Consider the following 24,925-nt stretch of genomic DNA (forward strand, 5'->3'; position numbering starts at 1 on the left):
CACTTACGAGGTGCCCTCTTGCTCGGGTCTGATGGAAGCGTAGAAACTCCCATCATCCCAGGTCAGCGGGCACCTCTTCTGATTTCTCCATCCACAGCCCGACCACTACGCGGTGGATCCAGGCTGAGCGGGCGCCTGACGGCCGGATACATCAACCGCACGCTTGTATGACAAACATTCAATTGCCGCGCGCATAGGCCAATTGGCCGCTCCGGACGGGATTACCGACCTTGGGGCCCGGGCACAGCTCGAAGTATGAGCTGGACGCACGACTACGGTGACACCGCACACGAACGCCGCTCGGCCGATGAGCCGGGCACCCACGAGAGGGCGGGCCGGGACGGCCACGACCCCCGACTCGGTATTCCGCGCATCCTGCGTCGCCGCGCCCGCTGGGTGTCGGCACGCCTGCGGCATCCTCGGATGTAGGAGTCCCGGCATGCGGGGTCCCGTGCATGCGGGCCCCCTTCATCCGGACCCCGACGTACGGGTGCCCGTACCCCCGGATTCGGACGTACGGGCACGCGCGTCGCGCGTCGTCGGCTCCGCTCAGAGGGCGCAGCCCTGGCTGTCGACCTCTCGCACGGAGTTCCTGCCGATCCTGACGTCGTCGCGGACCTCGTCCGCGGTCAGGGCGTAGCCGGTGTTCGGGTCGTCCAGCGACTTCGCGAAGACGACCCCGTACACCCTGCCGTCGGGCGTCAGGAGCGGGCCGCCGGAGTTGCCCTGGCGGACGGTCGCGTACAGCGAGTACACGTCGCGTCGCACGGTGCCCCGGTGGTAGATGTCCGGGCCGTTGGCGTTGATGCGGCCGCGGACGCGCGCCGGACGGACGTCGTACGCGCCGTTCTCCGGGAAGCCGGCGACGATCGCGTCACTGCCGCTCGTCGCGTCCTTCTCGATGAACTCCAACACCGGCGCCTTCAGCTTGGGCACATCGAGCACCGCGATGTCGCGTTCCCAGTCGTAGAGCACGACCTTGCCGTCGTACAGCTTGCCCTCGCCGCCGATCTGCACGGTCGGCTCGCGGACGCCGCCGACGACGTGCGCGTTGGTCATGACCTTGCCCGGCGCGAAGACGAAGCCGGTGCCCTCCAGGACCTTGCTGCAACTGGGCGCGGTCCCGACGACCTTCACTATCGAGCGCTTGGCCCGCTCGGAGACCGCGCTGTTGGACAGCGCCGGATCCGGCGGCTTCACCTCGGTGATGGGTTCGCTGGAGAACGGGCTGAACACCTGCGGGAAGCCGTTGCGGGCCAGGGTGGAACTGAAGTCCGAGAACAAGGTGTTCGCCTGCGCGGGCAGCACCTGGGACACGCCGATGAGGACCTTGGAGTTGCGGACCTCCTTGCCCACCGAGGGCAGCGCCGCCTGGGCGAGCAGGGAGCCGATCAACCAGGCCACCAACAGCATCGCGACGACGTTGACCAGCGCGCCGCCCGTCGCGTCGAGCGCGCGGGCCGGCGACCACGTGATGTGGCGTCTCAGTTTGTTGCCCAGATGGGTGGTGAAGGCCTGCCCGATCGAGGCGAAGACGATGATGACGACGACGGCGACGACCACGACGGTGGTGGACACCTGGCTGCCGTTGTCGGTGACCTGGTCCCAGACCAGCGGCAACAGGGACACGGCGATGAGACCGCCGCCGAGGAAGCCGATCACCGACAGGATGCCGACGACGAAGCCTTGGCGGTAGCCGACGATCGCGAACCACACGGCGGCGACCAACAACAGGATGTCCAGCACGTTCACGTGGGTCACCGTCTCACGCGCGCCAGTCGAGCGGGACCTGGCGTGACCGGTCCCACGGCCGCTCCCACCCCGCGAAATGCAGGATCCGGTCGATCACCCCGGCGGTAAAACCCCAGACCAGAGCCGATTCGACGGTGAAAGCGGGGCCTTTGAAGCCGCGGGCGTGGACCACGGTCACCCGGTGATCGGGATCCGTGAGATCCGCCACGGGAACCGTGAACACCCGAGCCGTCTCCGCCGGGTCGACCACGCGGATCGGGCTGGGATCGCGCCACCAGCCCAGCACCGGGGACACCACGAACTGGCTGACGGGAATGTAGAGGCGTGGCAGCACGCCGAAGAGCTGGACCCCCTTGGGATCCAGCCCGGTCTCCTCCTCGGCCTCGCGCAGGGCCGCGCGCAGTGGACCGGTGGTGTGCGGATCGCCGTCCTCGGGGTCGAGGGCGCCGCCCGGGAAGGACGGCTGGCCCGCGTGCGAACGGAGGCTGCTCGCGCGTTCCTGGAGCAGCAGTTCCGGGCCGCGCGGCCCCTCGCCGAAGAGGATCAGCACCGCCGACTGGCGACCCCGCCCGTCCTCGGGGGGCAGGAAGCGGCTCCACTGCTCGGGGCGGACCGTGCGCACGGCCTCGACCACCGGGTCCAGCCACGCGGGCAGGCCCCGGGTGCTGACGGTGACGTCGCCGCGCGGGTCGGCGTACGGCTCCACGGGCCCGGCCTGGGGCGTACCGGCCGGCAGGCCCGTCACGCTCTCGTCCTTCGTACCCCGCGTCATAGGCGACCCTGCTCCCTGCCGTTGCCGGCCCCGGCGATACTCGACACAACGCGCCCCGAGGCCGGATTGGTTCCACCGCGGGCCGCCGTGCGGGGCCCGGGCCCTACTGCCGCACTGCCGTGTCCTCAGGGCGCGGCGACGCCCAGGGGAGGTGCCGGGAGGCCCGGGTAGTCCGGCGGCGGGCTCAGCCGCTGCCCCGGTTGGCCGCCCTTCTCGTACTTCAGCAGCTTCTTCGCCTTCTCCGGGTCGGTCTCGCCCTCCCCGTACGCCGGGCAGAGGGGCGCGATGGGGCAGGCGCCGCAGGCGGGCTTGCGGGAGTGGCAGATCCGGCGCCCGTGGAAGACGACGCGGTGGGACAGCATCGTCCACTCGCTCTTGGGGAAGATCGCGCAGATCTCCGCCTCGACCTTCTCCGGGTCCTCCTGTTCGGTCCACTTCCAGCGGCGGACGAGCCGGCCGAAGTGGGTGTCGACGGTGATCCCGGGGACGCCGAAGACGTTGCCGAGGACCACGTTGGCCGTCTTGCGGCCCACGCCGGGCAGCGTCACGAGGTCCTCGATCCGGGACGGGACCTCGCCGCCGAAGTTGTCGCGCAGGGCCTGCGAGAGGCCGAGGAGCGAGCGTGACTTCGCCCGGAAGAACCCGGTCGGCCGGATCAGCTCCTCCAGATCCTCGGGGGCCGCCGCGGCCATGTCCTCGGGGGTCGGGTAGGCGGCGAAGAGGGCCGGGGTCGTCTGGTTCACGCGCAGGTCGGTGGTCTGCGCGGACAGGACGGTGGCGACCAGCAGCTCGAACGGGTTGCGGAAGTCGAGCTCCGGATGGGCGTACGGGTAGACCTCGGCCAGTTCCCGGTTGATGCGCCGGGCCCGGCGGACCATGGCGAGGTGCGATTCCGGTCGCGGAGCCTTCGGCGCCTTCTTCGGGGCCTCCGGTTTCTTGACCGAAGCTTTGCCCTGGGGGCGCGGCGGGGCCTTCGGGGGCACCTTCATGGGGGCATGTTCGCCCACGGCTGAATTCTGGGTCTCGGTCACTGCCGCGGACCCCTTGGCCTGTGCTCTCACCGGCTTATTGGACACCCGGCCAGCCTAAGGCCGACCGCCGACACCCGTCCGGACCTCAGGTAACACCACCCTGATTGGTTTCTCGCCGCACAGCACACCCGTACGTCCGGCATCCTTGTGAGGAACGTGATTGATCGCACTGTTTGAGCCGTCCGGCAAAATGGGGGGAAGACGGTCCCCTGAGCCGGTCGACATAGGAGAGAGACTCGTGGACGACGTACTGCGGCGTGCCCCGCTCTTCGCGGCGCTCGATGACGAGCAGGCCGCGGAGCTCCGCGCCTCCATGGGCGAGGTGACCCTCGCGCGCGGTGACGCCCTGTTCCACGAGGGCGACCCCGGTGATCGGCTCTATGTCGTCACCGAGGGCAAGGTGAAGCTGCACCGCACCTCCCCTGACGGCCGCGAGAACATGCTGGCCGTCCTCGGCCCCGGTGAGCTGATCGGCGAGCTGTCGCTGTTCGACCCGGGCCCGCGCACCGCCACCGCCACCGCCCTGACCGAGGTCAAGCTGCTGGGTCTGGGGCACGGTGACCTCCAGCCGTGGCTGAACGCCCGGCCCGAGGTGGCCACGGCCCTGCTGCGCGCCGTCGCCCGGCGCCTGCGCAAGACCAACGACCAGATGTCCGACCTGGTCTTCTCCGACGTGCCGGGGCGTGTCGCCCGGGCGCTCCTCGACCTGTCGCGCCGCTTCGGCGTGCAGTCCGAGGAGGGCATCCACGTCGTGCACGACCTCACGCAGGAGGAGCTGGCCCAGCTCGTCGGCGCGTCGCGCGAGACCGTGAACAAGGCGCTGGCCGACTTCGCGGGCCGCGGGTGGCTGCGCCTGGAGGCACGCGCGGTGATCCTGCTCGACGTGGAGCGACTGGCCAAGCGCTCGCGCTGACGCACACGGTTTCCTCGATGGAGGGGTCCTGCCCGGTCGGGCGGGGCCCCTCCTCGCCTTTGCGGCGCCCGTGGAGGCAGAGTGGATCACATGGAGCACGAAGGCGGGGAACACAGAGGGCTCGACCCGTACGGCTGCTTCGTGCGCGAGGGCTCGCTCAGCCGCGTCCCGGCGGCGTTCGCGCCGGTCGTCGCGGCCGCGCGCGAGCGGATCCCCGAGGCGTACGGCGGGCGGCTGCACAGCGCCTACCTGTACGGGTCAGTGCCGCGCGGCACGGCCCGCCCCGGACGGTCGGACCTGGACCTGCTGCTCGCCCTGCACCGGGAGCCCGGCGACGAGGACCGGGACATCGCCGAGGTGCTCGGTCGGGGGCTCGACGAGGACTTCCCGCAGATCGACGGGGTCGGTGTCCTGCTGTACGGCAAGGACACCCTGCTCAGCGAGCCGGAACGGCACGACCTGGGCTGGTTCCTCGCCTGCCTGTGCACCCCGCTGCTGGGCGCCGACCTGGCCGAGCACCTGCCCCGCTACCGGCCCGACGGGGTCCTCGCCCGGGAGACCAACGGCGGGCTGGCCGACCTGCTCCCCGGCTGGCGCTCCAGGATCCGGGCGGCCTCGACCCCGCAGGAGTACCGGAGGCTGAGCCGGTCCTTCGCCCGTCATCTGGTGCGGACCGGTCTCATGCTGGTCATGCCCCGCTGGGGCGGCTGGACCAGCGACCTCGCCGAGTCCGCGGAGATCTTCGGCCGCTACTACCCGGAGCGGGCGGCGCAGATGAAAGCCGCGGCGGCGGTGGCGCTGGAACCGGTCGGGGATCCGGCGGTCCTGACGGCGTACGTCGACGACCTCGGACCGTGGCTCGCCGCAGAGTACACCGCCCGGCACGGGACGAGGACGCCGCGCCCGACCGGCTGACCGGTGGGCATCCGCGGACGTCGGCGGACTCGATCGGCTGATCCGCGCGGCTCGGGCGGGCGGCGGCGTGCCGATCCGCGCGTGGCTCAGGCCTGCCGGTCGGTGAGGGACTCGACCGCCTGCTTGGCCGTCAACAGGTCGGCGCCGGTGATGCGCCGGTAGACGCGGATCGCCTCGACCATGCGGCCCTCGCGGACCAACGCCCGTACCTCGTCCAGCCCGGCCGGCTCCGGCTCCTCGATCCCGAAGTGGTCCAGGACCAGGCCCAGGCGGCGTTCCAGGCCGTCTGCCCGGCGTTCGAGGGCCTTCATCCGCAGTGTGACCGTCGAGGTGATCCACGCGGCCGCGACGATCAGCGCGAGCAGCAGGAACAGCGTGTTCATTCGGGTCCCCCAGAGATCAGTCCGTGATCTTGAAGGTACTCCAGCTGCGCTCGAACGGACCATTCCGCGGCGGGCCACAGGGACGGGTCCACATCCGCGTAGACCCGGGCCACGACCGCCTCGGGAGTGCGGAAACCGTTCTCCACGGCCGTCTCGACCTGCGCGAGACGATGCGCCCGGTGCGCCAGGTAGAACTCCACCGCGCCCTGCGCGTCGTCCAGCACCGGACCGTGGCCGGGGAGCACCGTGTGGACCCCTTCGTCGACGGTGAGGGAACGCAGCCGGCGCAGGGAGTCCAGGTAGTCGCCGAGCCGGCCGTCGGGATGCGCGACGACGGTCGTGCCCCGGCCCAGGATGGTGTCGCCGGTCAGGACGGCGCGATCGGCGGGAAGGTGGAAGCAGAGCGAGTCCGAAGTGTGGCCCGGGGTCGGGACCACCCGCAGCTCCAGGCCGCCGACCCGGATCACGTCCCCGGCGGCGAGCCCCTCGTCGCCCAGCCGCAGCGCGGGGTCGAGCGCCCGCACCTTCGTGCCGGTCAGCTCCGCGAACCGGCCCGCGCCCTCGGCGTGGTCGGGGTGGCCGTGGGTGAGCAGGGTCAGCGCGACCCGCTTGCCGGCCTTCTCGGCGACGTCGACGACGGCCTTCAGGTGAGCCTCGTCCAGCGGGCCGGGGTCGATGACGACGGCGAGGTCGGAGTCCGGTTCGGAGACGAGCCAGGTGTTGGTGCCGTCCAGGGTCATGGCGGACGGGTTGGGGGCCAGGATGTTGACCGCCCGGGCGGTCGCGGGGCCGGAGACGACCATTCCGCGGGGCTGGCCGGGCAGTGCGGCGGCGTCGGTCATGCGGTGGCTCCTCCGGGGTTTCCGGGTCGGACGCGCTTGGTGAACTCGTCGTGGCCGGGCCAGCTGAGCACCAGCTCGCCGTTCTCCAGGGTGGCCTGCGCGAGCACCGGGGCCAGGTCCTGGCCCGCGGCGGCCGCGAGGGCGTGCGCGGGGCTGTCGTACGGCTCCAGGGAGCGCAGGGTGGAGATCGTCGGCGGCATCATGAGCAGCTCGCCCTTGTCGTAGCCGGCGGCGGCGTCGGCGGGCCGGATCCACACGGTCCGGTCGGCCTCGGTCGAGGCGTTGCGGGTGCGCTGGCCCTCGGGGAGAGCCGCGACGAAGAACCAGGTGTCGTAGCGGCGGGGCTCGAACTCCGGGGTGATCCAGCGGGCCCACGCGCCGAGCAGGTCGGACCGCAGGAGGAGGCCCCGGCGGTCCAGGAACTCGGCGAAGGACAGCTCGCGGGCGACCAGGGCCAGCCGGTCGGCCTCCCAGTCGTCGGCCGTGGTGTCGCCGACGACGCTGTCCGAGGTCTCGCCCGCCAGCAGGACGCCGGCCTCCTCGAACGTCTCGCGCACCGCTCCGCAGACGATCGCCTGGGCGGTACGGGGGTCGGTGCCCAGCCGCGCCGACCAGTCCGCGAGGCTCGGCCCGGCCCAGCCGACGAGGTGCTCCTCGTCGCGGGGGTCCACTCCCCCGCCGGGGTAGGCGTACGCCCCGCCCGCGAAGGCCATCGAGGTGCGGCGGCGGAGCATGTGCACGGCGGGGCCGCCGTCGGTGTCCCGCAGCAGCATGACCGTGGCCGCGCGTTTGGGCGCCACGGGCGTGAGGGCGCCGTCCGCGAGCGCGCGGATGCGGTCGGGCCACTCGGGCGGGTACCACTGGCCTCCGGCGGGGGTGGGGCCGGTGGGGGTGGTCTGCTGTCCGTGCTCACCGTTCGGCATGGCGGGATGCTACGGGGATCCGGCCCGATGTTCGAGAGCCGCCGCCCGCGCCCGGGAACCCCGGGGTCGGCCGGCGGGTGGGGCGGGGCTCCGTCGCGGGGCCCCGCCACCCGGAGGGATCAGGCGTCGGGGGTGAGCTCGACCTGGATCTCGACCTCGACCGGCGCGTCCAGCGGCAGGACCGCCACACCGACGGCGCTGCGGGCGTGCACGCCCTTGTCGCCGAGGACGGCGCCCAGCAGCTCGCTCGCACCGTTCAGCACGCCCGGCTGGGCGGTGAAGTCGGGCGCCGAGGCGATGAACCCGACGACCTTGACGACGCGCGCGATCTTGTCGAGGTCGCCGACCACCGACTTGACGGCGGCCAGGGCGTTCAGCGCGCACGTGGCGGCCAGTTCCTTGGCCTGCTCCGCCGAGACCTCGGCGCCGACCTTGCCGGTGACCGGCAGGCTGCCCTTGACCATCGGGAGCTGGCCCGCGGTGTACACGTACACGCCCGACCGGACGGCCGGCTGGTACGTGGCCAGCGGCGGAACCACCTCGGGCAGGGTCAGGCCCAGCTCGGCCAGCCTCGCGTCGACGATCCCGCTCATGCCGACTTCTCCCGCTTCAGGTAGGCCACGAGCTGCTCGGGGTTGTTCGGCCCGGGCACGACCTGGACGAGCTCCCAGCCGTCCTCGCCCCAGGTGTCCAGGATCTGCTTGGTGGCGTGGACCAGCAGCGGGACGGTCGCGTATTCGAACTTCTTGGTCATGGGAGCGAGCGTAGTGCCTGTCGCGCGGGACTCACGCGCGCCCCGGATCGCGCGTGGTCCCGCCCCCTCCTCCCGTCCGTGCCCGACAGGACCTAGCGGCCCGCCGCCCGGGGCGCGGGCGCCGACGGGCCGCCCGCCACGACCGCCCCGCCGGGGTCGGCCGGGGCGTCCGCCTGCTGGGCGACGGCTTTGGCCAGGGCTTGGGCGAGGTCGTCGGCGGCCGTGCACGCGGCCGCCAGTTGGAGCAGGAGGGCGAGCGTCTGCCGACCGAGGGCCTCTTCGACCGGCGGTGGCTGGTGGGCCCGCTCGACGCGGAAGACAGCGCGGAGCCGTTCCACCTCGGCTTCGATCCCCCGCCTGCGACCGGCCCGTTTGAGCGCGGCGGTGATCTGGGTCCGGGTCAGCCGGGCGGCCTTGGCCGGGGTCGGGGCCGCCTTGAGGAGTTCGCGCGCCTCGGGCCGGAAGATGCCGTTCGGGCCGTACGCGGCGGCGGCCAGGGCGGCGGGGTAGTACTCGCGCAGCAAGGACCGGAGCTGATGGGAGATCTGCTGGCGGTGCCAGGTGGCGTCCTGCTGTGCGCGGGCGAGGACGGCGACGGCGCGGGCCTCGTCGGAGTCCGTCGACAGCGGCCGCAGGGCGTGCATGTCGGTGCGCAGGATGTGCGCCAGGACGAGAGCGTCACCGTGGTCGGTCTTCTCGTCGACCCCGTGCCGGTGGCGGTGGCGGGCCGCGGCCGTCGGGTCGACGGCGAAGACCTGCCGCACGCCGGTGCGCAGGACGGCGACGAGCAGGCCCCGGGAGGTCTCGATGGCGACCGGGATCGGGGCGTCCCGGGTGTCTCCGTACTCGGCGAGCAGGTGGAGCAGGCGCTGGTAACCGGCCGCGTCGTCGGTGATGCGGCGTGCGGCCAGGAGCCGGCCGCCGGCATCGACGAGGGCGACGTCGTGGGTCTTGTCCGCCCAGTCGATTCCGCAGTAGATCAAGGTGTTCCCTCCCCGGGGTCACGGGTGTTCGCGCTGGTCACGAGCAGGTGCGGGCCGCGCGGCACGCTCACTCCGGACGTCGGTGCACGGAACCCGGAGGGCTCGGGCGCATCGAGGGACCACCGTGCGGGCGGGCTCGCGTCACCACTCCAACGAGTGATCAAGGTGTGTGGTGGTGACGTCCAGGAGGACGCCCGGGACCGCCGCTCCGTTGCGATGCCCGACCGGGAACTCCGGGTCCCGCGTCCGGTCCCCGTCGAGCCGCCGCCACCGCGGTCGAACGGGCCGGTCCGCGCGGCCCCGCCGCGGGCCCCGCCGGCCCGGCTCGGCGCCCGACCGTAACGGACCTCACGGCGCGAACGCGTCCACGAGGCCACCCGGCACCCCCGCACGCGGGCCGAAGGAATTAGGCTCGGGCGCTGTGAGCAGGCTCCAGGTGGTCAGCGGCAAGGGCGGCACCGGCAAGACCACGGTCGCCGCGGCACTCGCGCTCGCCCTCGCACGCGAGGGCAGGCGGACTCTTCTCGTGGAGGTCGAGGGCAGGCAAGGCATCGCGCAGCTCTTCGGCGCGGAGGCGCTCCCGTACGAGGAGCGGAAGATCGCGGTCGCACCCGGCAGGGGGGGTGGCGAGGTGTACGCGCTCGCCATCGACGCCGAACGCGCGCTGCTGGACTACCTCCAGATGTTCTACAAGCTCGGTTCGGCCGGCCGCGCCCTGAAGAAGCTGGGCGCGATCGACTTCGCGACGACCATCGCGCCGGGCCTGCGGGACGTCCTGCTGACGGGCAAGGCCTGCGAGGCGGTCCGGCGCAAGGACAAGGCCGGCCGGTTCGTCTACGACCACGTGATCATGGACGCGCCGCCGACCGGGCGCATCACCCGCTTCCTGAACGTCAACGACGAGGTGGCGGGGCTGGCCCGGTTCGGGCCGATCCACAACCAGGCTCAGGCCGTCATGAAGGTGCTCAAGTCACCGGACACGGCGGTCCACCTGGTCACCCTCCTGGAGGAGATGCCCGTCCAGGAGACCGCGGACGGGATCGCGGAGCTGGTCGCGGCGGGTCTCCCGGTCGGCCGGGTCGTCGTGAACATGGTCCGGCCGCACCACCTGGACGAGGACACCCTGCGCGCGGCGGCCGGCGAGCACCGCGCCGACGTGGCGAAGGCGCTGTCCCGGGCCGGTCTGGGCGGCGCGCGGCGCGGCGGACTGGCCGAGCGGCTGGTGGACCCGCTGCTCACGCAGGCCGCCGAGCACGCGAGCAGGGTGGAGCTGGAGCGCGAGCAGCGCACCGTGTTGGAGGGGCTGCCCGTGCCGACGTACGAACTCCCGCTGCTCGGCGGGGGGATGGACCTGGCCGGGCTCTACGAGCTGGCGACGGAGCTGCGGAAGCAGGCGGGCGACGAATGAGCGAGGCCATGGGCGCGAGCACGGGCATGAACACGCCGCCGCGACTGGCGGTCGACGCGCTGTTGGACGATCCGAAGACCCGGATCATCGTGTGCTGCGGCGCGGGCGGGGTCGGCAAGACCACCACGGCCGCGGCGCTGGGCGTGCGGGCGGCGGAGCGCGGCCGGAAGGTCGTCGTGCTCACCATCGACCCGGCGCGCAGGCTGGCCCAGTCGATGGGCATCGACTCGCTGGACAACACCCCGCGCCGCGTCAAGGGCGTGGGCTCCGGCGACGAGGGCGGTGACGGGGACGGGGACGGCGGCGAACTGCACGCCATGATGCTGGACATGAAGCGGACCTTCGACGAGATCGTCGAGGCGCACGCGGACGGCGAGCGGGCCCAGGCCATCCTGGCGAACCCGTTCTACCAGTCCCTGTCGGCCGGCTTCGCCGGCACGCAGGAGTACATGGCGATGGAGAAGCTGGGCCAGCTGCGGGCCAAGGACGACTGGGACCTGATCGTCGTCGACACCCCGCCGAGCCGGTCCGCGTTGGACTTCCTGGACGCGCCGAAGCGTCTGGGGTCCTTCCTGGACGGGAGGTTCATCCGGGTCCTGATGGCCCCGGCGAAGGTCGGCGGCCGAGCCGGGATGAAGTTCCTGAATGTCGGCATGTCGATGATGACGGGCACGCTGAGCAAGCTGATGGGTGCCTCGCTCCTCAAGGACGTACAGACCTTCGTGGCCGCGATGGACACGATGTTCGGCGGTTTCCGCACCCGCGCGGACGCCACCTTCCGGCTGCTCCAGGCTCCCGGTACGGCCTTCCTCGTGGTCGCCGCACCCGAACCGGACGCCCTGCGCGAGGCCGCCTACTTCGTGGAGCGGCTGGCCGCGGACCGCATGCCGCTGGCCGGCCTGGTACTGAACCGGGTGCACGTGAGCGGAGCCGACCGGCTGTCCGCGGAGCGGGCGTTGGCCGCCGCAGAGAATCTTGAAGACGGTGGCATTGTCGATCAGGAGTCCGGGAAAGCTGGACTTCGTGACGCGGCCGCGGAGGCCGCCGCCCCCGACTCGGGGGCTCCCGAAACCGGCTCCCCCAGCGCCGGCACGACCGAGCACGGCACGGACCGGCACACGACCGACGAGCACGGCACGGACCGACCCACGACGCACCAGGACGGCACGGACCGACATGATCCGAACCGGCACGGCATCGACCGGGACGCCGCTGTCACACCCGACGCCGATGGCGACGGCAAGGACGATGACGGTAACGGCGATGACGACGCCGACGTGGACGCGATCACCGCGGGTCTGTTGCGCCTGCACGCCGAACGCATGCAGGTGATCGCGCGCGAACGACGCACGCACGATCGTTTCACCTCACTCCACCCCGAGGTGGCGGTGGCCGAAGTGGCCGCCCTGCCCGGCGATGTACACGACCTCGCCGGGCTGCGGGCCATCGGAGAGCGGCTCGCGGCCGGGGTGCCGGCCGGAGCGTAGGCGTCTCGTACGCGACTCCCCGAGGGGAGCCCGTGCGCGGGACCGCCCGGGTGATCTACCCGGCAGCCGCGTACGTCTCGTACGGAACGTCGATCTCCGCGTCCACATCCATGGTGAGGATGCCCGTACTGCGCTCGTATTCCGTCCGAGCGGTTTCGAGCAGCCGTCGCCACGAGGTGACGGTGGGACGCCGGCGCAACAGTGCGCGTCGTTCCCGCTCGGTCATTCCGCCCCATACTCCGAACTCGACACGATTGTCGAGCGCGTCGGCCAGGCACTCGGTCCGCACCGGACATCCGGTGCACACCGCCTTGGCCCTGTTCTGTGCCGCTCCTTGAACGAACAGTTCATCCGGATCGGTAGTGCGGCAGGCTGCCTGCGCACTCCAGTCGGTAACCCAGCCCATCCCGGCGCCGTCCTCTCCCGAATCGAGGCTCCCCCACGGCGGTAGCGGCATATTCACCGCTGCCAGTTGAGGACGTTACGGAAGGCGGGCACAGTGCAACACCCCCGTCGGGCCCAATCTTGAATGGTCCGAACGGACTATGGGTAAGCGGCAGATCACCCGACGGAGTGATCGCACGACATGCCCGACCATTCCGGCGATCTGGGTGAAATCGGCGGCGGACCATCAGAGCGAACGGCGGGATTCGGACATCTGTCCACCCCATTCGGGAAGGGTGAAATTCAAGCCGAAGGGTTGATGTCGTGCCGCACTGCTGTGACAGTTGGGGACAGCTTAGGCCAAGGCATTCGCGCGTGTCCGGCGAATGAGAACGTAGGCTGCCCTCCATGGGAAAGAAGCGCTCGGGCGGCGGGCTCACGGGGCCACAGCAGGCCGCCAAGTTCCTCGGTGTGTCTGTCCTCTCCGGAGTCGTACTGGCCGGAATCGCGATCCCGGGCGCCGGCGCCCTGGGTCTCGCGGCCAAGGGAACGGTCGAGGGTTTCGATGAGATCCCGGCCAATCTCAAGACACCTCCGTTGAGCCAGCGCACCACGATTTTGGACGCTGAGGGTGGCCTGATCGCCACCGTCTATTCACGCGACCGTCAGGTGGTACCCCTGACGGCCATCTCGCCGTACATGCAGAAGGCGATCGTCGCGATCGAGGACTCGCGTTTCTACGAACACGGCGCGGTCGACCTCAAGGGCATCCTGCGCGCGGTCAACCGCAACGCACAGGAAGGCGGCGCCGCACAGGGCGCCTCCACCCTTACCCAGCAGTACGTGAAGAACGTGTTCGTCGAGGAGGCCGGCGACGACGAGACGAAGGTGCGCGAGGCGCAGGAGAAGAGCCTCGGGCGCAAGATCCGCGAGCTGAAGTACGCGATCCAGGTCGAAGAGGAACTGGGCAAGAAGAAGATCCTCGAGAACTACCTGAACATCACGTACTTCGGGCAGCAGGCCTACGGAATCGAGTCGGCCGCCCAGCGGTACTTCAGCAAGCCGGCCAAGGACCTCACCCTGGAGCAGTCCGCGCTGCTGGCCGGCGTCGTGCAGTCGCCGACCCGGTTCGACCCGGTGAACGACTCGACGGAGGCGATGAAGCGCCGCAACATCGTCCTCCAGCGGATGGCCGACATGAAGGACGTCTCGCAGGCGGAGGCGGACCAGGCGAAGCTGAAGCCCGTCACGCTGAAGGTGACCCGGCCCAAGAACGGCTGCATCACGGCCGTCAAGGGCGCGGGCTTCTTCTGTGACTACGTCCGCAACAGCTTCCTGACCGACCCGGTCTTCGGCAAGACGCGCGCGGAGCGGGCGAAGGTCTGGAACCAGGGCGGCCTGACGGTCCGTACGACGCTGGACCCGCAGTCGCAGGACTCGGTCAACGAGTCGATCAAGGACCACGTCGACCAGGAGGACAAGGTCGCGACGGCCGTGACGCTGGTACAGCCCGGCACGGGTCGGGTCCTCGGCATGGGCCAGTCGAAGCCGTACGGCTTCGGCAAGAACGAGACCCAGATCAACTTCTCGGTCGACAAGCGGCTGGGCGGCTCCAACTTCGGCTTCCCGACCGGCTCGACGTTCAAGCCGTTCGTGGCGGCGGCGGCCATCGAGGGCGGCGTCCCGCCGACCAAGACCTACGCCTCCCCCTACGAGATGGAGTACCCGAGCCCGGTGCAGACCTGCGGCGACAAGCCCTGGGTCAACACCGAGAAGGCCAGGGTGGAGAACGAGTCGGAGAGCGAGGTAGGCCCCTACGCCATGAAGGAGGCGATGGCCAAGTCCATCAACACCTACTTCGTGGAGATGATCTCGGAGGCCGGGCTCTGCCCGATCACCGAGATGACCGGCAAGCTCGGCGTGAAGCCGGCCGACGGCACCAAGCTTCCCGAGGTCCCGGCCATCGCGCTCGGTACCGAGGGCATGTCGCCGCTGACCATGGCCAACGCGTACGCCACCTTCGCCAACCGGGGCGTCCACTGCACCTCGGTCGCCATCGAGTCGATCACCGACTCGCACGGCAAGGCGCTCGCGGTGCCGAAGTCGAAGTGCGAGCGCGTGATGTCGGAGAAGACCGCCGACACCATCAACACGCTGCTGCTCGGCGTGGTCGACACCGGCGGTACCGGTGCCGCGGCCGGTCTGACCGACCGGCAGAGCGCGGGCAAGACCGGTACCACCGAGAACCGCTGGAACGCCTGGTTCGTCGGCTACACCCCCAACATGTCCGGCGCCACCTGGGTCGGATCGGGCGGGGCCAAGCAGGTGCAGATGGAGAACATCTCCATCGGCGGCGAGTACTACGACAAGGTCTACGGCGGTGGCCTGCCCGGCCCGATCTGGAAGCAGGCGGTCTCCGGCGCCCTCTCGGGCCGCGAGTCGCTGAGCTTCTCCACGGTGTCCATCCCGGAGACCTCCTCCCCGGCCGGCGGACCGCGCGGCAACAAGCCGAACCCGCCCGCCACGCCGAACCGACCCGGCAAGCCGAACCGGCCCGGCGGTGACAACAAGCCCGGCGACGGTCGGCCCGGCGGACAGACGGCCGCCGGCGCCACCGGCGGCAACCAGGGCGGCACCAACGGGGGCGACAACGGCGGCAGGACCGGCGGGTTCAGCTTTCCCCCCGGTCTGATCGGCGGACCCGAACCCCGCTGACCGCCCGCGCGGCACCGTACGGACAAGAGGGAGGGCCCCCGGCCGGATGCGGCTGGGGGCCCTCCCTCTTGTCCTTCTTGTCCTTACGTGTACCGGTCGTCCGTGTACCGGGCGTCCGTCTACTAGGAGAGGAGCTTCTTCACGGTGGCGGCGACGCGGCCGCCCTCCGCCAGGCCCGCGACCTTCGGGTTCACGATCTTCATGACCGCGCCCATGGCCCGCGGCCCCTCGGCGCCCGCCGCCTTGGCCTCCTCGACCGCCTGCGACACGATCGCGGTCAGCTCGTCGTCGGAGAGCTGCTTGGGCAGGTACTTGTCGAGGAACTCGCCCTCCAGCGTCTCCCGCGCGGCCGACTCGGCACGACCGCCCGCGGCGAACGCCTCCGCGGCCTCGCGGCGCTTCTTCGCCTCCTTGGCGATCACCTTGAGGACCTCGTCGTCGGAGAGCACGCGTGCTTCCTTGCCCGCGACCTCCGCGTTGGTGATGGCGGAGAGGGTCAGGCGCAGCGTGGACGAAGCGAGTTCGTCGCGCGCCCTGATGGCTGCGGTGAGGTCTTCCTGGAGCTTGGCCTTGAGCGTGGTCATGCACATGAGTCTGCCAGGTGTGGGGGCGTCGGCGCCCGCCGGTTTTCCTCGGGAGGCGTCGAGGGTGCGACGATGGGGGCATGCGTGCGCGTTACGGAGTACCACTGAAGGTCACGGCCGCAGTCGCGGCCGTGGGGGCCGCGGGTGTGGCTTATGCCGCCGGCTTCGAGGCGAGGTCGTTCCGCCTGCGTCGGGTGACGGTCCCCGTCCTGCCCCGCGGGATGCGGCCCCTGCGCGTCCTACAGGTGTCGGACATCCACATGGTCGGCGGGCAGCGCAAGAAGCGTGCCTGGCTGCAGTCCCTCGCGGGTCTGCGCCCCGACTTCGTCGTGAACACCGGCGACAACCTCTCCGACACGGAGGGCATCCCCGAGGTGCTGGACGCGCTCGGCCCGCTGATGGACTTCCCCGGCGTGTACGTCTTCGGGTCGAACGACTACTACGGGCCCCGGCTGCGCAACCCCGGGCTCTACCTGATCGAGAAGCTCCAGGGCCGGCACGGGCTGAACGGCAACAAGCCGGTCGTCGGCGCCGTCCACAACCCGTGGGAGGAACTGCGGGACGCCTTCGACGCGGCGGGCTGGCAGAACCTCACCAACACGCGGGGCCGGCTGAAGCTGGACGGCCTGGAGCTGGCCTTCACCGGACTGGACGACCCGCACATCAAGCGGGACAGGTACGAGATGGTCGCGGGCGGCCCCGAGGCGGACGCGGACTTCTCGATGGCCGTGGTGCACGCCCCGTACCTGCGCACCCTGGAGTCCTTCACCACCGACGGCTACCCGCTGATCCTGGCCGGTCACACGCACGGCGGGCAGCTGTGCGTCCCCTTCTACGGGGCACTGGTCACCAACTGCGACCTCGACACGAAGCGGGTGAAGGGCCTGTCCACGCACGAGACCGGCGGGAACCGCGCGTACCTGCACGTCTCGGCGGGCTGCGGAACCAACAAGTTCACGCCCGTGCGCTTCGCCTGCCCGCCCGAGGCCACCCTGTTGACGCTGACCCCCAAGGCGTGAGCCGCGCCGCACCCGGCATCCTCGTCACCGTCGCGTTCCGCGCCCTGATCGCCCTGGCCGCGACGGTGGGGGTCGCGCCCGGGCCCGGTAGGGGCCGGGCCTCCCGCGAAAACCGGATTTCGTCTCCGGCCGACGGTCCGCTAAAGTAATCGATGTCGCCAGGCAGCAAGCCTGCAAGGCGGCATCGGGGTGTAGCGCAGCTTGGCAGCGCGCTTCGTTCGGGACGAAGAGGTCGTGGGTTCAAATCCCGCCACCCCGACGCTGTAGTACCAGGTCAGGGCCGGTTTCCCCTCGTGGGAGACCGGCCCTGACTGCGTTGTATCCGGGTGTGGGGTGTCAGCTGGGTGTGATCTTGATCCGGTGTTTCACGCGGTGGCGGCGCGCTGCTGCAACAGCCGGTCCAGGACGGGCACCGAGGAGCGCGGGGCGAGCAGGAGCCGCGCGTCCAGCGCTTCCTCCCATACCTCGGTGAGCTGGTCCATGAGCGTGGCCCGCATGGTGTCCGTGACGTGGCTGTACCGCGCGCCCATCGATCCGTCCTCGTGGCCCATCCGCTCGTCCATCAGGACCTTGGGGGTACCGAGTTCCTCCATGAGCGTGCGGTGCCCGTGCCTGAGCCCGTGCCGGGTCAGGCGGTCCTTGATGGGCACCCAGCACGCTTCGGCCCGCCCGGACGCGCCCCGCCCCCGCACAGGGACGCCTGGCCAGGGTTCGCCCGTGACCGGGACGGGGTGCGTGGGGGCCGGCGCCTTGGGCGGGTACCAGCCGGTGGCGGCCGGGGTGAAGATCCATTGCGCGTGGCCGGACCGCCTCCAGTGTGCGGCCTCCCTGGACGGGCCGGCCTGCCGAACGAATCCGACCTCGGCGACCGCCTTCTCCACCCGGGCCCGGGTCGCCGGCTTCACCATGTCCGGGCGGTTGAGGACGTTGGACACAGTGCCGGTGGACACCCCGGCAAGCTCGGCGACCTGTCGCAGGGTGGGCCCCGGGGCGCGGGTGCCTCCGGTGCCCCGGCCGCTGTAGACGTACGTGAAGCCGTGGCAGGTGCATGGGGTGGGCTGTGTGCGGGCGACGTGGTCGCCGACCAGGCGGGACAGGAACGCCGGGGAGTCGATGACGCGGTAGCTGTCGTCCTTGGGCGGGCAGCGCGACAGCTCCCCCGTGTCCAGCTCGTACAGCTGCCACTCCACGGCGAAGGAGCGGGCGTCGGCGCGGGCGAACTGCGTCTCCAGCCCGACCAGCTCACCCCAGCGCATGCCGGTGTACGTCTTGTGGATGTGGGCCACGAACTCGTCGTCCCGGCCGGACAGCAGGGAGGCGCGTTCTGCGATGAGCAGGGAGCCGAGCATGGTGGTGATCTGCTTCTCCGGGCCGCGGCTCCGGCCGCGGCCGTGCCGGCGACCTCGGCCGCGCCGGCGCTCTGCCGTGTTCTTCTCGGCGTGCCCTGCGTCCACGGCATCGGCGAGGAGTCGGTGAAGGAGGGAGCGGTAGGTGCGAACACTGCTCGCGGCGAACTGCTGGAGCTGCTCCTTCTCCCACTCGTTGACCATGGCCTCGGTGATCTCCCGGATCGGCTTGTCGCCGAACGCCGGTAACAGGTGGGCCAGGGACCGGGGGTAGTTCTGCATGGTGGAGTCCGCAAGGGCGAGGGCGTCCATCTGCTCCTGGGCGAACTTCGCGAAAGTCACCTGGGCGGAGGCGGCGGCCTGCTCCGGGGCGACCCAACGGCCCTTCTTCGCGGCCTCGAACGCCTCCACCTCGGCCTTCTCGGCGGCTTTCTGTGCCGTGGTCTTCGTGGGGTAGCGGACGGCCCGGCCGTCCTGGTCCACGACGTAGCCTTGTGCCTTGCGGTCCGGGCGCTGGTAGCAGGCCCGGTAGTAGGTCTTGCCTCGGGCGAGACGTTTCTCTGCGTACGCCACTTTCAGCCTCTTCTCACGAAGGCGTCGATTACCTCGCGGGCGGAGTAACTCCCCTGCCTGAGGGCCTCGGTGATCGCCTCTTCTTCCTGGGCCGTGAAGCGGTCGGCGTTCAGGAGGAGCAGGGTGTCGTGTTGATCGTGGTCGATCCAGGCAACGACGCCCTGAGGGGCTCCTGATACGCGGCGCGCGCGACGGCAAGGCTCTGACGCCATTCGTACTCCCAGCCGAAAACGGGTGGGTCGTCACCCCATCGGCACATTTAACCCCCGCGCAACAAAGGGAAGTCAGGAGTTCCTCACAAGTAAGGCAAAAACACCCGCCAGTGGGCCAGTCCGCTTGCGTGTTTGATTAGCCCTCAGCCCTCAGCCCTCGGTCGTGACGTCGATCTTGAGTGACCGGAGGGCGGCGAGCAGGTCCTCATCGGACGTACCGTCCTCGCCCCGGATGACGATGGTCGCCCGCACCTTGCCGGTCGGTGTCGTCACTTCGGCGATGCGCGAGTCCAGGAGTGGGCCCTCCCGTAGTGACTGCTGCACGAGCACCGACAGGTCCGAGGCCGGCGGCTCCGGGGGCCTCTCGGCCGCGGCCGGGTGTGCCCGCTCGTCGCGGAGGGCGGGGCTGTCGCCGTTGAGCACCAGCTCGATGGACTGATCCGTCCAGCCGACGAGGCGCGCGTACGCGATGACCGTGGGGGTCACTCTCGCGATGGCACCCCGCTCGATGTTGTGGAGCGCACCGCGCTTCACTCCGATCGACTCCGCGACGTCTTGCTGCTCCAGGCCACATGCGGCCCGCGCCGCCCTCAGCGTGTCGCCGAGGCGGACCCAGTCTCTGCTCATGGACCCAATGATGCCGCACATCCATGCAACAGCGGGGGCGCGCGAGCAGCGCAAATGGGCGCACACGTTGGGGGCGGTGTCTCAAAAGTGTGCATCCAGCGGGCGCGGCCAGATGGGTGAATGTTCATTAATCGCACGCAGAAGTACCTGAGACGTCTTGCAAGCGTGCCCAGTGCATGTCTAGTCTCTGAACGTGACACCGAACGGCACGGCAATCAAGGCCCTGCGGCAGGTCCGTTCTCTGAGCCTGCGAGGCCTGGCGCATATGGCGCAAACCTCCGCCGGACAGCTCTCCCGCATCGAAACGGGGAAAGCCGGCGCGGGCGAGGAGCTGCTCCATCGCCTTGCGGAGGCCCTTGGCGTGTCCGTGGACGACATCAAGCGAGGAGATGCCATGTCGACCAAGGAAGTGGTCCCCGTCCGGCCCGACGAGGACGACGATCCGCCGTCCCTTGTGGAGCCTCCGACCTGGGCGGCCGGGGAAGAGGTGCCCCCGGGCGTGGCCACCACCGAGCCGCTGACGCGGTCCAGGACCGTGACGCGGCGGAGGGTGCCGTACCCCGGCACCCCGGAAGGCGCCTTCTTCCACTACACCCCGGAGGAAGCGAGCTGGTTCCTGCCGTGGTCCGCGCTCCAGCTCAAGCGCAAGGCGTACGCGAGGGAGATCCCTTTCAACGAAGGCGGGGCCCGGGTGACCTACACCGGCCGGGACATCTGCGAGATCAGCCTCATGACGGCCGTACGCCCGCTGGCCGAGACGGTCCAGCAGCGCGCCTCCTGATCGACGCCGCCGGGGGACGACGGGCCATGCCCGGCCTTGATCGCCGCCCCCAGCGTCGCCGGAACCTCAACCCCTAGCGAATCGAGGAACCGTGAGCACGAAGCCTAGTGCCACGCACAACCCGCGTAAGTGCCCCAGGTGTGCGCCCCTGCGCCACCCGTCGAACCTCAAGGTCCGCCGGGCCCTGGCCTCTGCCCTGATCCGTCCGCGCACGTCGACGGACAACGAGGCGAGCGCATGAGCAACTTCGTACTGGCCCTGATGATCACCCTCGGCATGACCGTGCCGGTGTCCGTGATCCTGGCGCGTGTCGACGCGGCGGACCTGGAAGCCGAGGGCGCGGGGAGCCCCGAGCGTCACGAGCGCACGGAGAGCACCGAGCACGAGGGCTTCAACTGCCGTCACTGCGCCGATCTCGCCATCCCGCCCGGCCTTGTCGGTCGTGTGTACGTGCCCCGGCAGCGGGGTGAGCAGGCGTGAAGTCGCGCAGCATCTACAGGTCGAAGCCGGATCACGTCGCCGCTGCCGCCGAGGCGCGCGCGCAGCGGGGTGTGTGGGTCCCTGCCGCCCTGTACCCGGCCCGGGAGTCCGCTGCCGGCGCCGCGAAGCGCGTGCGTCGCGCCGAGGGACTCCGGGCGTACGGCCCTGCCGGCGCGTTCGAGGCCTACGTCGCCTCCCACGCGGACGGGTGGGCGCTGTGGGTGCGGTGGGTCGCCGGCGACGAGCCGGTGCCCGCCCTCCCCGACGCCATGACGGTGCGGGTCACCTCCCGTGGCGACGGCCCGGGTTACTCCGGGGTCGGCATCATCACGGTGACCGTGGCCGCCCGCTGCCCGCAGTGTGGCGGGCCCCGGGGCTGGGACACCGTGGCCCCGATCCGCTTCCCCGAGGACGGGGAGTGGTACACGGCCGATAAGTGGACCAACCCCTGCGGCCACATGGACCTTTACGCGTCCGTGCTGCGGGAGGCCCGGACTCGTCCGGTGCCTCAGCCGGTCGCGGAGCGGCCCCCGGCGGCCCTGCCGATCGCGGCACCGCCGGCCCCGGGCAGTCCGGCCGGGATTGTCCTGGCCGCGGCCGAGGAGCGGCGGGGGATGCACGCCGCCCAGGCCGCCCGCCTCCTGCACGACCTCGGGATGCCCGAGGCGGCCGAGGTGATCCGTACGGAGATGGCGGCGCGCAAGGGCCACATGTCCGCGAAGGCCGCCGCTCACTACCTCCACGCCGGGGGTGCCCGGTGAGTAGCAGCAACGCCGTTACCGACGTCGCTCGGGAGCGTGTGGCCTCCTCCGACCAGCCGGCGCGTTTCCTCCGGCTGGTCGGGGGCCTGGTGGACGACATCACCCGTCACGGCCTGAACGACCGGGCCACCGCCGGATGGACGGCCGCCGACCCGGTACTCCTGGCCGGCGTGCGCCGCCTCCGCGCTCTGCACCACCCCAGTTCCTGCCGGTGTGACGCATGCAAGGCCGCCGTCCACCGTGCCGTCCGGAAGGACTCTCGATGACCGTCATGATCACGCCCCCGCTGTTCGATCTGGCCATGCCGATCCAGCCTCGTACCGACGCTCCGACCGCCCGCCTGCTGCTCCCGTCCTCCGCGACCGAGGAGGAGTGGCACGCGGTACGCCGGTCCGGGATCGGCGGGTCCGACGTCGCGGCGATCCTCGGCTTGGACAAGTACAGGGGGCCGCGGCACGTCTTCGAGGCCAAGCACGGCCGGGACACCGACGGCGACAACGAGGCGATGGAGTTCGGCCGGGAGCTGGAGGACGTCATCGCGCGGACCTTCTCCCGTCGCTCCGGCATCGCGATCAGCACCCCGCCCGGCACCCTCGTTCACACCGAGCGGGCGTGGATGCTCGCCAACGTCGACCGGTACGCGCTGGACGCCGGCGGTGCCGTCGTCGCCCCGGTCGAGTGCAAGAACCGCAGCGAATATCAGGCGGACGACTGGGAGGACGGCGTACCCGACTCCCCGGCGATCCAGGCCCATTGGTACATGGCCGTGGGCGGGTGGGACTACGCCTGGGTCGTCGCGCTCATCGGCGGTAACCGGTTGAAGTACCACCGGCTGGAGCGGGATGAGGAGCTGATCGGCTACCTGACGGAGCACTGCGGCTCCTGGTATCAGAGGCACATCGTGGAGGGGTTCCCGCCGCCGGCTGATGGCCTGGAGGCCACGAAGGAACTCCTCGGCCGCCTGTGGACCGCGAAGGCCGACGACATCGTGAGCGTCGATCCCGACCTGGCCCGCGACCTGCGCGCCCGGCGTGGCGACCTCAGGGCCCAGATCAAGGCCCTTGAGACCGCGCTCACCGAGGTCGAGAACGAGATGCGCTTGGTCAACGGGCCTGCTGAGGTCGCGAAGTGCGGGAACTCGGTGGCCTGGTCCTGGAAGCAGAACGGGACTTTCCCGGCGAAGCGCTTCCGGGAGGCACACCCCGAACTGGCCGCCGAGCTGACCCGGCTGGTCGAGGAGCTGGACGTCGACCAGCTCAAGGAGAAGCACCCCGACCTGTACGCCTCGTTCCGGGCCCGCGTGCTGCGCGTGCCCACGAAGGAGCTGTGACCATGACAAGTCTCAAGGACCGCGTGAAGGCGGCCACGGACCGGGGCACCAGCGTGAGCGGCCCGGCCCTGGAGGACGTCCGGCACGACCGGGCGGCGGACGGCCAGGAGGAGACCCCGGCCGGGCACGAGCCGGACACCTCCGAGGGTGACATGAAGTGGCTCCGCCGGTACGAGGAGCACATCCGGGAGGCCCTGCCCGCGCACATGGAGCTGGCCCCTTTCCTGGGCGCCGTCCGGTCGGCGTTGCCGTCGGTCGCGCGGTGCTCGCCAGCCAGCAAGCTCCAGGCCATCCTGACGGCGGCCCGGTTCGGTCTGGCGCCGGACGGCAAGCTGGCCGTATTCCGGGGTGACGGCCCGCAGGCCACGTTCATCCCGACCTACCGGGGCTACATCCACCAGATGGACCGGCCCGATGTCGACGTGATCGTGGGCTTCATCTACGCCAACGAGGAATGGTCCTACGAGCCGTCCGCGCCGTTCCCGCTGGATTTCACGCACAAGGCGCGGCCGGACCTGTCGGAGGAGCAGCGGGGGGCGCCGATCCTCGCGTACGCCTTCGCCCGTAAGCGGGGCGGTAGCCGGTCCACGGTGATCCTCCTCAACCGGGAGGACGCCGAGGAGATCCGCGATCAGTACAGCGTCGCGTACCAGCGTGCCGAGGAGTCCGGGAAGCGTGACAGCTTCTGGCACACGCACTTTCTGGACATGTGGCTCAAGTCCTCGATCCGGCGTCTGGCGAAGTACGTGAAGACGACGCCGGGGGCGCGTGCGCTGGATGAGGTCGAGGACGCCGGGGAGGCCGGGCAGGTTCAGATCCTCCTGGCCCCCGGCCCGGAGGACGCCGGCCTCGTGACGGACGCCGAGCGGGCGCACCGTGCGGCCGAGGCCACCCAGGACCCGGCCCGGCCGGGGTCGGTGGCCCTGCCCGTCAAGGGCCGGTCCGGCCGGTCGAAGCCGAAGAGGCGGCGCGGCGGACCTCGCTGATTGACCCTCCCCGCCCCCGCTGGGGGCGGGGGTACGGCGTCGCCTCGGCGGTCCCCTTTGCGGGTCGTCGGGGCGGCGCCGGTCTCATCCCCCCACCGGAAGGTGAGTACGGCATGACTTGGCACCGGAAGCCCCTGTGTGGCTTCGACATCGAGAGTACGGGCGTGGACCCGGAGACGGACCGGATCGTGACGGTGTGCGTCGTGCGCTACGGCGGCGGGGCGGTCACTGTCGGCCGGTCCTGGCTGGCTGACCCCGGGGTGGAGATCCCGGAGGGGGCGACGGGCATTCACGGCGTGACGACGGCCCACGCCCGGGAGGTTGGCCGGCCGGCCGCGGCGGTGGTCGAGGAGGTGACCACGGCGCTCGCCGACGCGGTGACCGGCGGCCTTCCGATCGTGGCTATGAACGCGCAGTTCGACCTGACGATGTTGGACCGTGAGGCGCGCCGTCACGGCGTCGTCCCGTTGATGGACCGGGTGTCGCCCTACGTGCTGGACCCTCGTGTCCTGGACAGGAAGGTGGACAGGTACCGCAAGGGCGGGCGGACCTTGACGGACCTGTGTGGGCACTACGTGGTCCAGCTCGACAACGCGCACGACGCCCAGGCCGACGCCATCGCCGCATGCGCCGTGACGTGGAAGATCGCCAACCGGTACCGGGCGTTGCAGCGGTCGGAGTTGGGTGAGCTGCACGGCGCACAGATCGAGTGGGCGCGCGAGCAGAACGCTGGCCTTCGGGACTACTTCGCCCGGACGGAGGGCAAGGAGGCGTGGGCTGCCGGGGTGCGCCTGGAGTGGCCCCTGATTCCCGCGTGGACCGCGTCGTGAGGCGGCCCCTCGTCCGCTGGTGGCGGCGCCTTGTCGGCCCTCGCCTCGCCGTGGTCGGTCGGGTCGGGTCTCTGGCCCTGACGCCGGCACTCGCGGCCCACCTCCTCGACCAGGCCGACGCCTGTGACTTCTTC

26 protein-coding genes, 1 tRNA gene and 2 pseudogenes are annotated in these 24,925 nt (G+C 71.0%); 15 read left to right on the forward strand and 14 right to left on the reverse strand.

Annotation, left to right across the window (positions count from 1 at the left end; all coding sequences use genetic code 11):
• Positions 1-549 precede the first annotated feature (549 nt).
• The 3 genes from OTB19_RS11915 to nth all read right to left on the reverse strand — a co-directional run bounded on the left by OTB19_RS11915 (position 550) and on the right by nth (position 3,513).
• A complete protein-coding gene (locus tag OTB19_RS11915) occupies positions 550-1,752 on the reverse strand; it encodes a MarP family serine protease (RefSeq protein WP_267798034.1) in 1,203 nt (400 codons plus the stop codon).
• A 13-nt stretch (positions 1,753-1,765) separates the two neighbouring features.
• Complete coding sequence (locus OTB19_RS11920; protein ID WP_267798035.1) at positions 1,766-2,524, reverse strand: NUDIX hydrolase; 759 nt, start codon at positions 2,522-2,524, stop codon at positions 1,766-1,768.
• Between the two features lie 125 nt (positions 2,525-2,649).
• Positions 2,650-3,513 carry an endonuclease III gene (gene nth, locus OTB19_RS11925; protein ID WP_267798036.1) on the reverse strand — a complete coding sequence of 288 codons (864 nt, stop codon included), beginning with the start codon at positions 3,511-3,513 and terminating at the stop codon, positions 2,650-2,652.
• 280 nt (positions 3,514-3,793) lie between these two features.
• On the opposite strand from nth, the gene OTB19_RS11930 reads away from it, so the two are divergent.
• Together OTB19_RS11930 and OTB19_RS11935 are read left to right on the forward strand one after the other, a co-directional pair.
• Positions 3,794-4,468 (forward strand): Crp/Fnr family transcriptional regulator, encoded by a 675-nt coding sequence (locus OTB19_RS11930; RefSeq protein ID WP_003981529.1) that lies wholly within the window; start codon positions 3,794-3,796, stop codon positions 4,466-4,468.
• Between the two features lie 90 nt (positions 4,469-4,558).
• Positions 4,559-5,383 carry a nucleotidyltransferase domain-containing protein gene (locus tag OTB19_RS11935; protein ID WP_267798037.1) on the forward strand — a complete coding sequence of 275 codons (825 nt, stop codon included), beginning with the start codon at positions 4,559-4,561 and terminating at the stop codon, positions 5,381-5,383.
• Positions 5,384-5,469: 86 nt separating this feature from the next.
• Here the strand turns inward: OTB19_RS11935 and OTB19_RS11940 are convergent, their stop codons facing one another.
• From OTB19_RS11940 to OTB19_RS11965, 6 genes and pseudogenes are all read right to left on the reverse strand, one after another.
• The gene (locus tag OTB19_RS11940) at positions 5,470-5,766 is read right to left on the reverse strand and encodes a hypothetical protein (protein ID WP_267798038.1); all 297 of its coding nucleotides are present in this window, start codon (positions 5,764-5,766) and stop codon (positions 5,470-5,472) included.
• Entirely contained in the window at positions 5,763-6,608 is an 846-nt protein-coding gene (locus tag OTB19_RS11945) for an MBL fold metallo-hydrolase (RefSeq protein ID WP_267798039.1), read from the reverse strand. The genes OTB19_RS11940 and OTB19_RS11945 overlap by 4 nt, the downstream gene beginning before the upstream one ends.
• Complete coding sequence (locus OTB19_RS11950; RefSeq protein WP_267798040.1) at positions 6,605-7,531, reverse strand: NUDIX hydrolase; 927 nt, start codon at positions 7,529-7,531, stop codon at positions 6,605-6,607. The genes OTB19_RS11945 and OTB19_RS11950 overlap by 4 nt, the downstream gene beginning before the upstream one ends.
• A gap of 119 nt (positions 7,532-7,650) precedes the next feature.
• Positions 7,651-8,124 (reverse strand): RidA family protein, encoded by a 474-nt coding sequence (locus OTB19_RS11955; protein ID WP_267798041.1) that lies wholly within the window; start codon positions 8,122-8,124, stop codon positions 7,651-7,653.
• Positions 8,121-8,285, reverse strand: a complete 165-nt coding sequence (locus tag OTB19_RS11960; RefSeq protein ID WP_107089134.1) for a DUF4177 domain-containing protein — start codon at positions 8,283-8,285, stop codon at positions 8,121-8,123. Before OTB19_RS11960 ends, OTB19_RS11955 begins: the two co-directional genes overlap by 4 nt.
• Before the next feature lie 164 nt (positions 8,286-8,449).
• Positions 8,450-9,268: pseudogene (locus OTB19_RS11965) on the reverse strand (IS110 family transposase); the annotation flags it as partial.
• 421 nt (positions 9,269-9,689) lie between these two features.
• Here OTB19_RS11965 and OTB19_RS11970 point away from each other — a divergent pair.
• Positions 9,690-10,676: an ArsA-related P-loop ATPase gene (locus tag OTB19_RS11970; protein ID WP_267798042.1), complete on the forward strand. Its 987-nt coding sequence runs from the start codon at positions 9,690-9,692 to the stop codon at positions 10,674-10,676.
• Positions 10,673-12,163: an ArsA family ATPase gene (locus OTB19_RS11975; RefSeq protein ID WP_420716829.1), complete on the forward strand. Its 1,491-nt coding sequence runs from the start codon at positions 10,673-10,675 to the stop codon at positions 12,161-12,163. The genes OTB19_RS11970 and OTB19_RS11975 overlap by 4 nt, the downstream gene beginning before the upstream one ends.
• A gap of 55 nt (positions 12,164-12,218) precedes the next feature.
• On the opposite strand, the gene OTB19_RS11980 is transcribed toward OTB19_RS11975, so the two are convergent.
• Positions 12,219-12,569, reverse strand: a complete 351-nt coding sequence (locus OTB19_RS11980) for a WhiB family transcriptional regulator (RefSeq protein WP_053676911.1) — start codon at positions 12,567-12,569, stop codon at positions 12,219-12,221.
• Between the two features lie 386 nt (positions 12,570-12,955).
• Here OTB19_RS11980 and OTB19_RS11985 point away from each other — a divergent pair, with 386 nt between their 5' ends.
• Complete coding sequence (locus OTB19_RS11985; protein ID WP_267798044.1) at positions 12,956-15,262, forward strand: transglycosylase domain-containing protein; 2,307 nt, start codon at positions 12,956-12,958, stop codon at positions 15,260-15,262.
• Positions 15,263-15,384: 122 nt separating this feature from the next.
• Here the strand turns inward: OTB19_RS11985 and OTB19_RS11990 are convergent, their stop codons facing one another.
• Complete coding sequence (locus OTB19_RS11990) at positions 15,385-15,846, reverse strand: GatB/YqeY domain-containing protein (protein ID WP_053676913.1); 462 nt, start codon at positions 15,844-15,846, stop codon at positions 15,385-15,387.
• A gap of 80 nt (positions 15,847-15,926) precedes the next feature.
• On the opposite strand from OTB19_RS11990, the gene OTB19_RS11995 reads away from it, so the two are divergent.
• Together OTB19_RS11995 and OTB19_RS12000 are read left to right on the forward strand one after the other, a co-directional pair.
• On the forward strand, positions 15,927-16,865 hold the full coding sequence (locus OTB19_RS11995; RefSeq protein WP_267798045.1) for a metallophosphoesterase: 939 nt from the start codon (positions 15,927-15,929) through the stop codon (positions 16,863-16,865).
• Positions 16,866-17,050: 185 nt separating this feature from the next.
• A tRNA-Pro gene (locus OTB19_RS12000) sits at positions 17,051-17,124 on the forward strand.
• A 106-nt stretch (positions 17,125-17,230) separates the two neighbouring features.
• Here the strand turns inward: OTB19_RS12000 and OTB19_RS12005 are convergent.
• The 3 genes from OTB19_RS12005 to OTB19_RS12015 form a co-directional block, all read right to left on the reverse strand.
• A complete protein-coding gene (locus OTB19_RS12005; protein ID WP_267798046.1) occupies positions 17,231-18,784 on the reverse strand; it encodes a LacI family DNA-binding transcriptional regulator in 1,554 nt (517 codons plus the stop codon).
• 2 nt (positions 18,785-18,786) lie between these two features.
• Positions 18,787-18,996: a hypothetical protein gene (locus tag OTB19_RS12010; RefSeq protein WP_267798047.1), complete on the reverse strand. Its 210-nt coding sequence runs from the start codon at positions 18,994-18,996 to the stop codon at positions 18,787-18,789.
• A gap of 150 nt (positions 18,997-19,146) precedes the next feature.
• Positions 19,147-19,623 (reverse strand): helix-turn-helix domain-containing protein, encoded by a 477-nt coding sequence (locus OTB19_RS12015; protein WP_267798048.1) that lies wholly within the window; start codon positions 19,621-19,623, stop codon positions 19,147-19,149.
• A gap of 193 nt (positions 19,624-19,816) precedes the next feature.
• Between OTB19_RS12015 and OTB19_RS43605 the strand changes: the two are divergent.
• The 8 genes and pseudogenes from OTB19_RS43605 to OTB19_RS12050 all read left to right on the forward strand — a co-directional run.
• Positions 19,817-19,990: pseudogene (locus tag OTB19_RS43605) on the forward strand (helix-turn-helix domain-containing protein); the annotation flags it as partial.
• A gap of 27 nt (positions 19,991-20,017) precedes the next feature.
• Positions 20,018-20,404 (forward strand): hypothetical protein, encoded by a 387-nt coding sequence (locus OTB19_RS12020; protein WP_267798049.1) that lies wholly within the window; start codon positions 20,018-20,020, stop codon positions 20,402-20,404.
• 237 nt (positions 20,405-20,641) lie between these two features.
• The gene (locus tag OTB19_RS12025; protein WP_267798050.1) at positions 20,642-20,884 is read left to right on the forward strand and encodes a hypothetical protein; all 243 of its coding nucleotides are present in this window, start codon (positions 20,642-20,644) and stop codon (positions 20,882-20,884) included.
• Positions 20,881-21,645, forward strand: coding sequence for a hypothetical protein (locus OTB19_RS12030; protein ID WP_267798051.1), 765 nt, complete (start codon positions 20,881-20,883; stop codon positions 21,643-21,645). Before OTB19_RS12025 ends, OTB19_RS12030 begins: the two co-directional genes overlap by 4 nt.
• Positions 21,642-21,911, forward strand: a complete 270-nt coding sequence (locus OTB19_RS12035; RefSeq protein ID WP_267798052.1) for a hypothetical protein — start codon at positions 21,642-21,644, stop codon at positions 21,909-21,911. The genes OTB19_RS12030 and OTB19_RS12035 overlap by 4 nt, the downstream gene beginning before the upstream one ends.
• The gene (locus tag OTB19_RS12040) at positions 21,908-22,975 is read left to right on the forward strand and encodes a YqaJ viral recombinase family protein (protein ID WP_267798053.1); all 1,068 of its coding nucleotides are present in this window, start codon (positions 21,908-21,910) and stop codon (positions 22,973-22,975) included. Before OTB19_RS12035 ends, OTB19_RS12040 begins: the two co-directional genes overlap by 4 nt.
• A gap of 2 nt (positions 22,976-22,977) precedes the next feature.
• Positions 22,978-23,961 carry a recombinase RecT gene (locus OTB19_RS12045; protein WP_267798054.1) on the forward strand — a complete coding sequence of 328 codons (984 nt, stop codon included), beginning with the start codon at positions 22,978-22,980 and terminating at the stop codon, positions 23,959-23,961.
• A 113-nt stretch (positions 23,962-24,074) separates the two neighbouring features.
• Positions 24,075-24,791, forward strand: coding sequence for an exonuclease domain-containing protein (locus OTB19_RS12050; protein ID WP_267798055.1), 717 nt, complete (start codon positions 24,075-24,077; stop codon positions 24,789-24,791).
• Positions 24,792-24,925: the final 134 nt, after the last annotated feature.

Source organism: Streptomyces sp. H27-H5 (assembly GCF_026627505.1).
GTDB lineage: Bacteria > Actinomycetota > Actinomycetes > Streptomycetales > Streptomycetaceae > Streptomyces.

Coding starts and splice junctions, on each gene's coding strand:
- OTB19_RS12020 (WP_267798049.1), top strand. CDS start 20,018: ATGTCGACCAAGGAAGTGGTCCCCGTCCGGCCCGACGAGGACGACGAT.
- OTB19_RS11955 (WP_267798041.1), bottom strand. CDS start 8,124: ATGAGCGGGATCGTCGACGCGAGGCTGGCCGAGCTGGGCCTGACCCTG.
- OTB19_RS12040 (WP_267798053.1), top strand. CDS start 21,908: ATGACCGTCATGATCACGCCCCCGCTGTTCGATCTGGCCATGCCGATC.
- OTB19_RS11935 (WP_267798037.1), top strand. CDS start 4,559: ATGGAGCACGAAGGCGGGGAACACAGAGGGCTCGACCCGTACGGCTGC.
- OTB19_RS12045 (WP_267798054.1), top strand. CDS start 22,978: ATGACAAGTCTCAAGGACCGCGTGAAGGCGGCCACGGACCGGGGCACC.
- OTB19_RS11980 (WP_053676911.1), bottom strand. CDS start 12,569: ATGGGCTGGGTTACCGACTGGAGTGCGCAGGCAGCCTGCCGCACTACC.
- OTB19_RS11990 (WP_053676913.1), bottom strand. CDS start 15,846: ATGACCACGCTCAAGGCCAAGCTCCAGGAAGACCTCACCGCAGCCATC.
- OTB19_RS12050 (WP_267798055.1), top strand. CDS start 24,075: ATGACTTGGCACCGGAAGCCCCTGTGTGGCTTCGACATCGAGAGTACG.
- OTB19_RS11995 (WP_267798045.1), top strand. CDS start 15,927: ATGCGTGCGCGTTACGGAGTACCACTGAAGGTCACGGCCGCAGTCGCG.
- OTB19_RS11975 (WP_420716829.1), top strand. CDS start 10,673: ATGAGCGAGGCCATGGGCGCGAGCACGGGCATGAACACGCCGCCGCGA.
- OTB19_RS11940 (WP_267798038.1), bottom strand. CDS start 5,766: ATGAACACGCTGTTCCTGCTGCTCGCGCTGATCGTCGCGGCCGCGTGG.
- OTB19_RS12010 (WP_267798047.1), bottom strand. CDS start 18,996: ATGGCGTCAGAGCCTTGCCGTCGCGCGCGCCGCGTATCAGGAGCCCCT.
- OTB19_RS11945 (WP_267798039.1), bottom strand. CDS start 6,608: ATGACCGACGCCGCCGCACTGCCCGGCCAGCCCCGCGGAATGGTCGTC.
- OTB19_RS11960 (WP_107089134.1), bottom strand. CDS start 8,285: ATGACCAAGAAGTTCGAATACGCGACCGTCCCGCTGCTGGTCCACGCC.
- OTB19_RS11920 (WP_267798035.1), bottom strand. CDS start 2,524: ATGACGCGGGGTACGAAGGACGAGAGCGTGACGGGCCTGCCGGCCGGT.
- OTB19_RS12025 (WP_267798050.1), top strand. CDS start 20,642: ATGAGCAACTTCGTACTGGCCCTGATGATCACCCTCGGCATGACCGTG.
- OTB19_RS11985 (WP_267798044.1), top strand. CDS start 12,956: ATGGGAAAGAAGCGCTCGGGCGGCGGGCTCACGGGGCCACAGCAGGCC.
- OTB19_RS11950 (WP_267798040.1), bottom strand. CDS start 7,531: ATGCCGAACGGTGAGCACGGACAGCAGACCACCCCCACCGGCCCCACC.
- nth (WP_267798036.1), bottom strand. CDS start 3,513: ATGAAGGTGCCCCCGAAGGCCCCGCCGCGCCCCCAGGGCAAAGCTTCG.
- OTB19_RS12015 (WP_267798048.1), bottom strand. CDS start 19,623: ATGAGCAGAGACTGGGTCCGCCTCGGCGACACGCTGAGGGCGGCGCGG.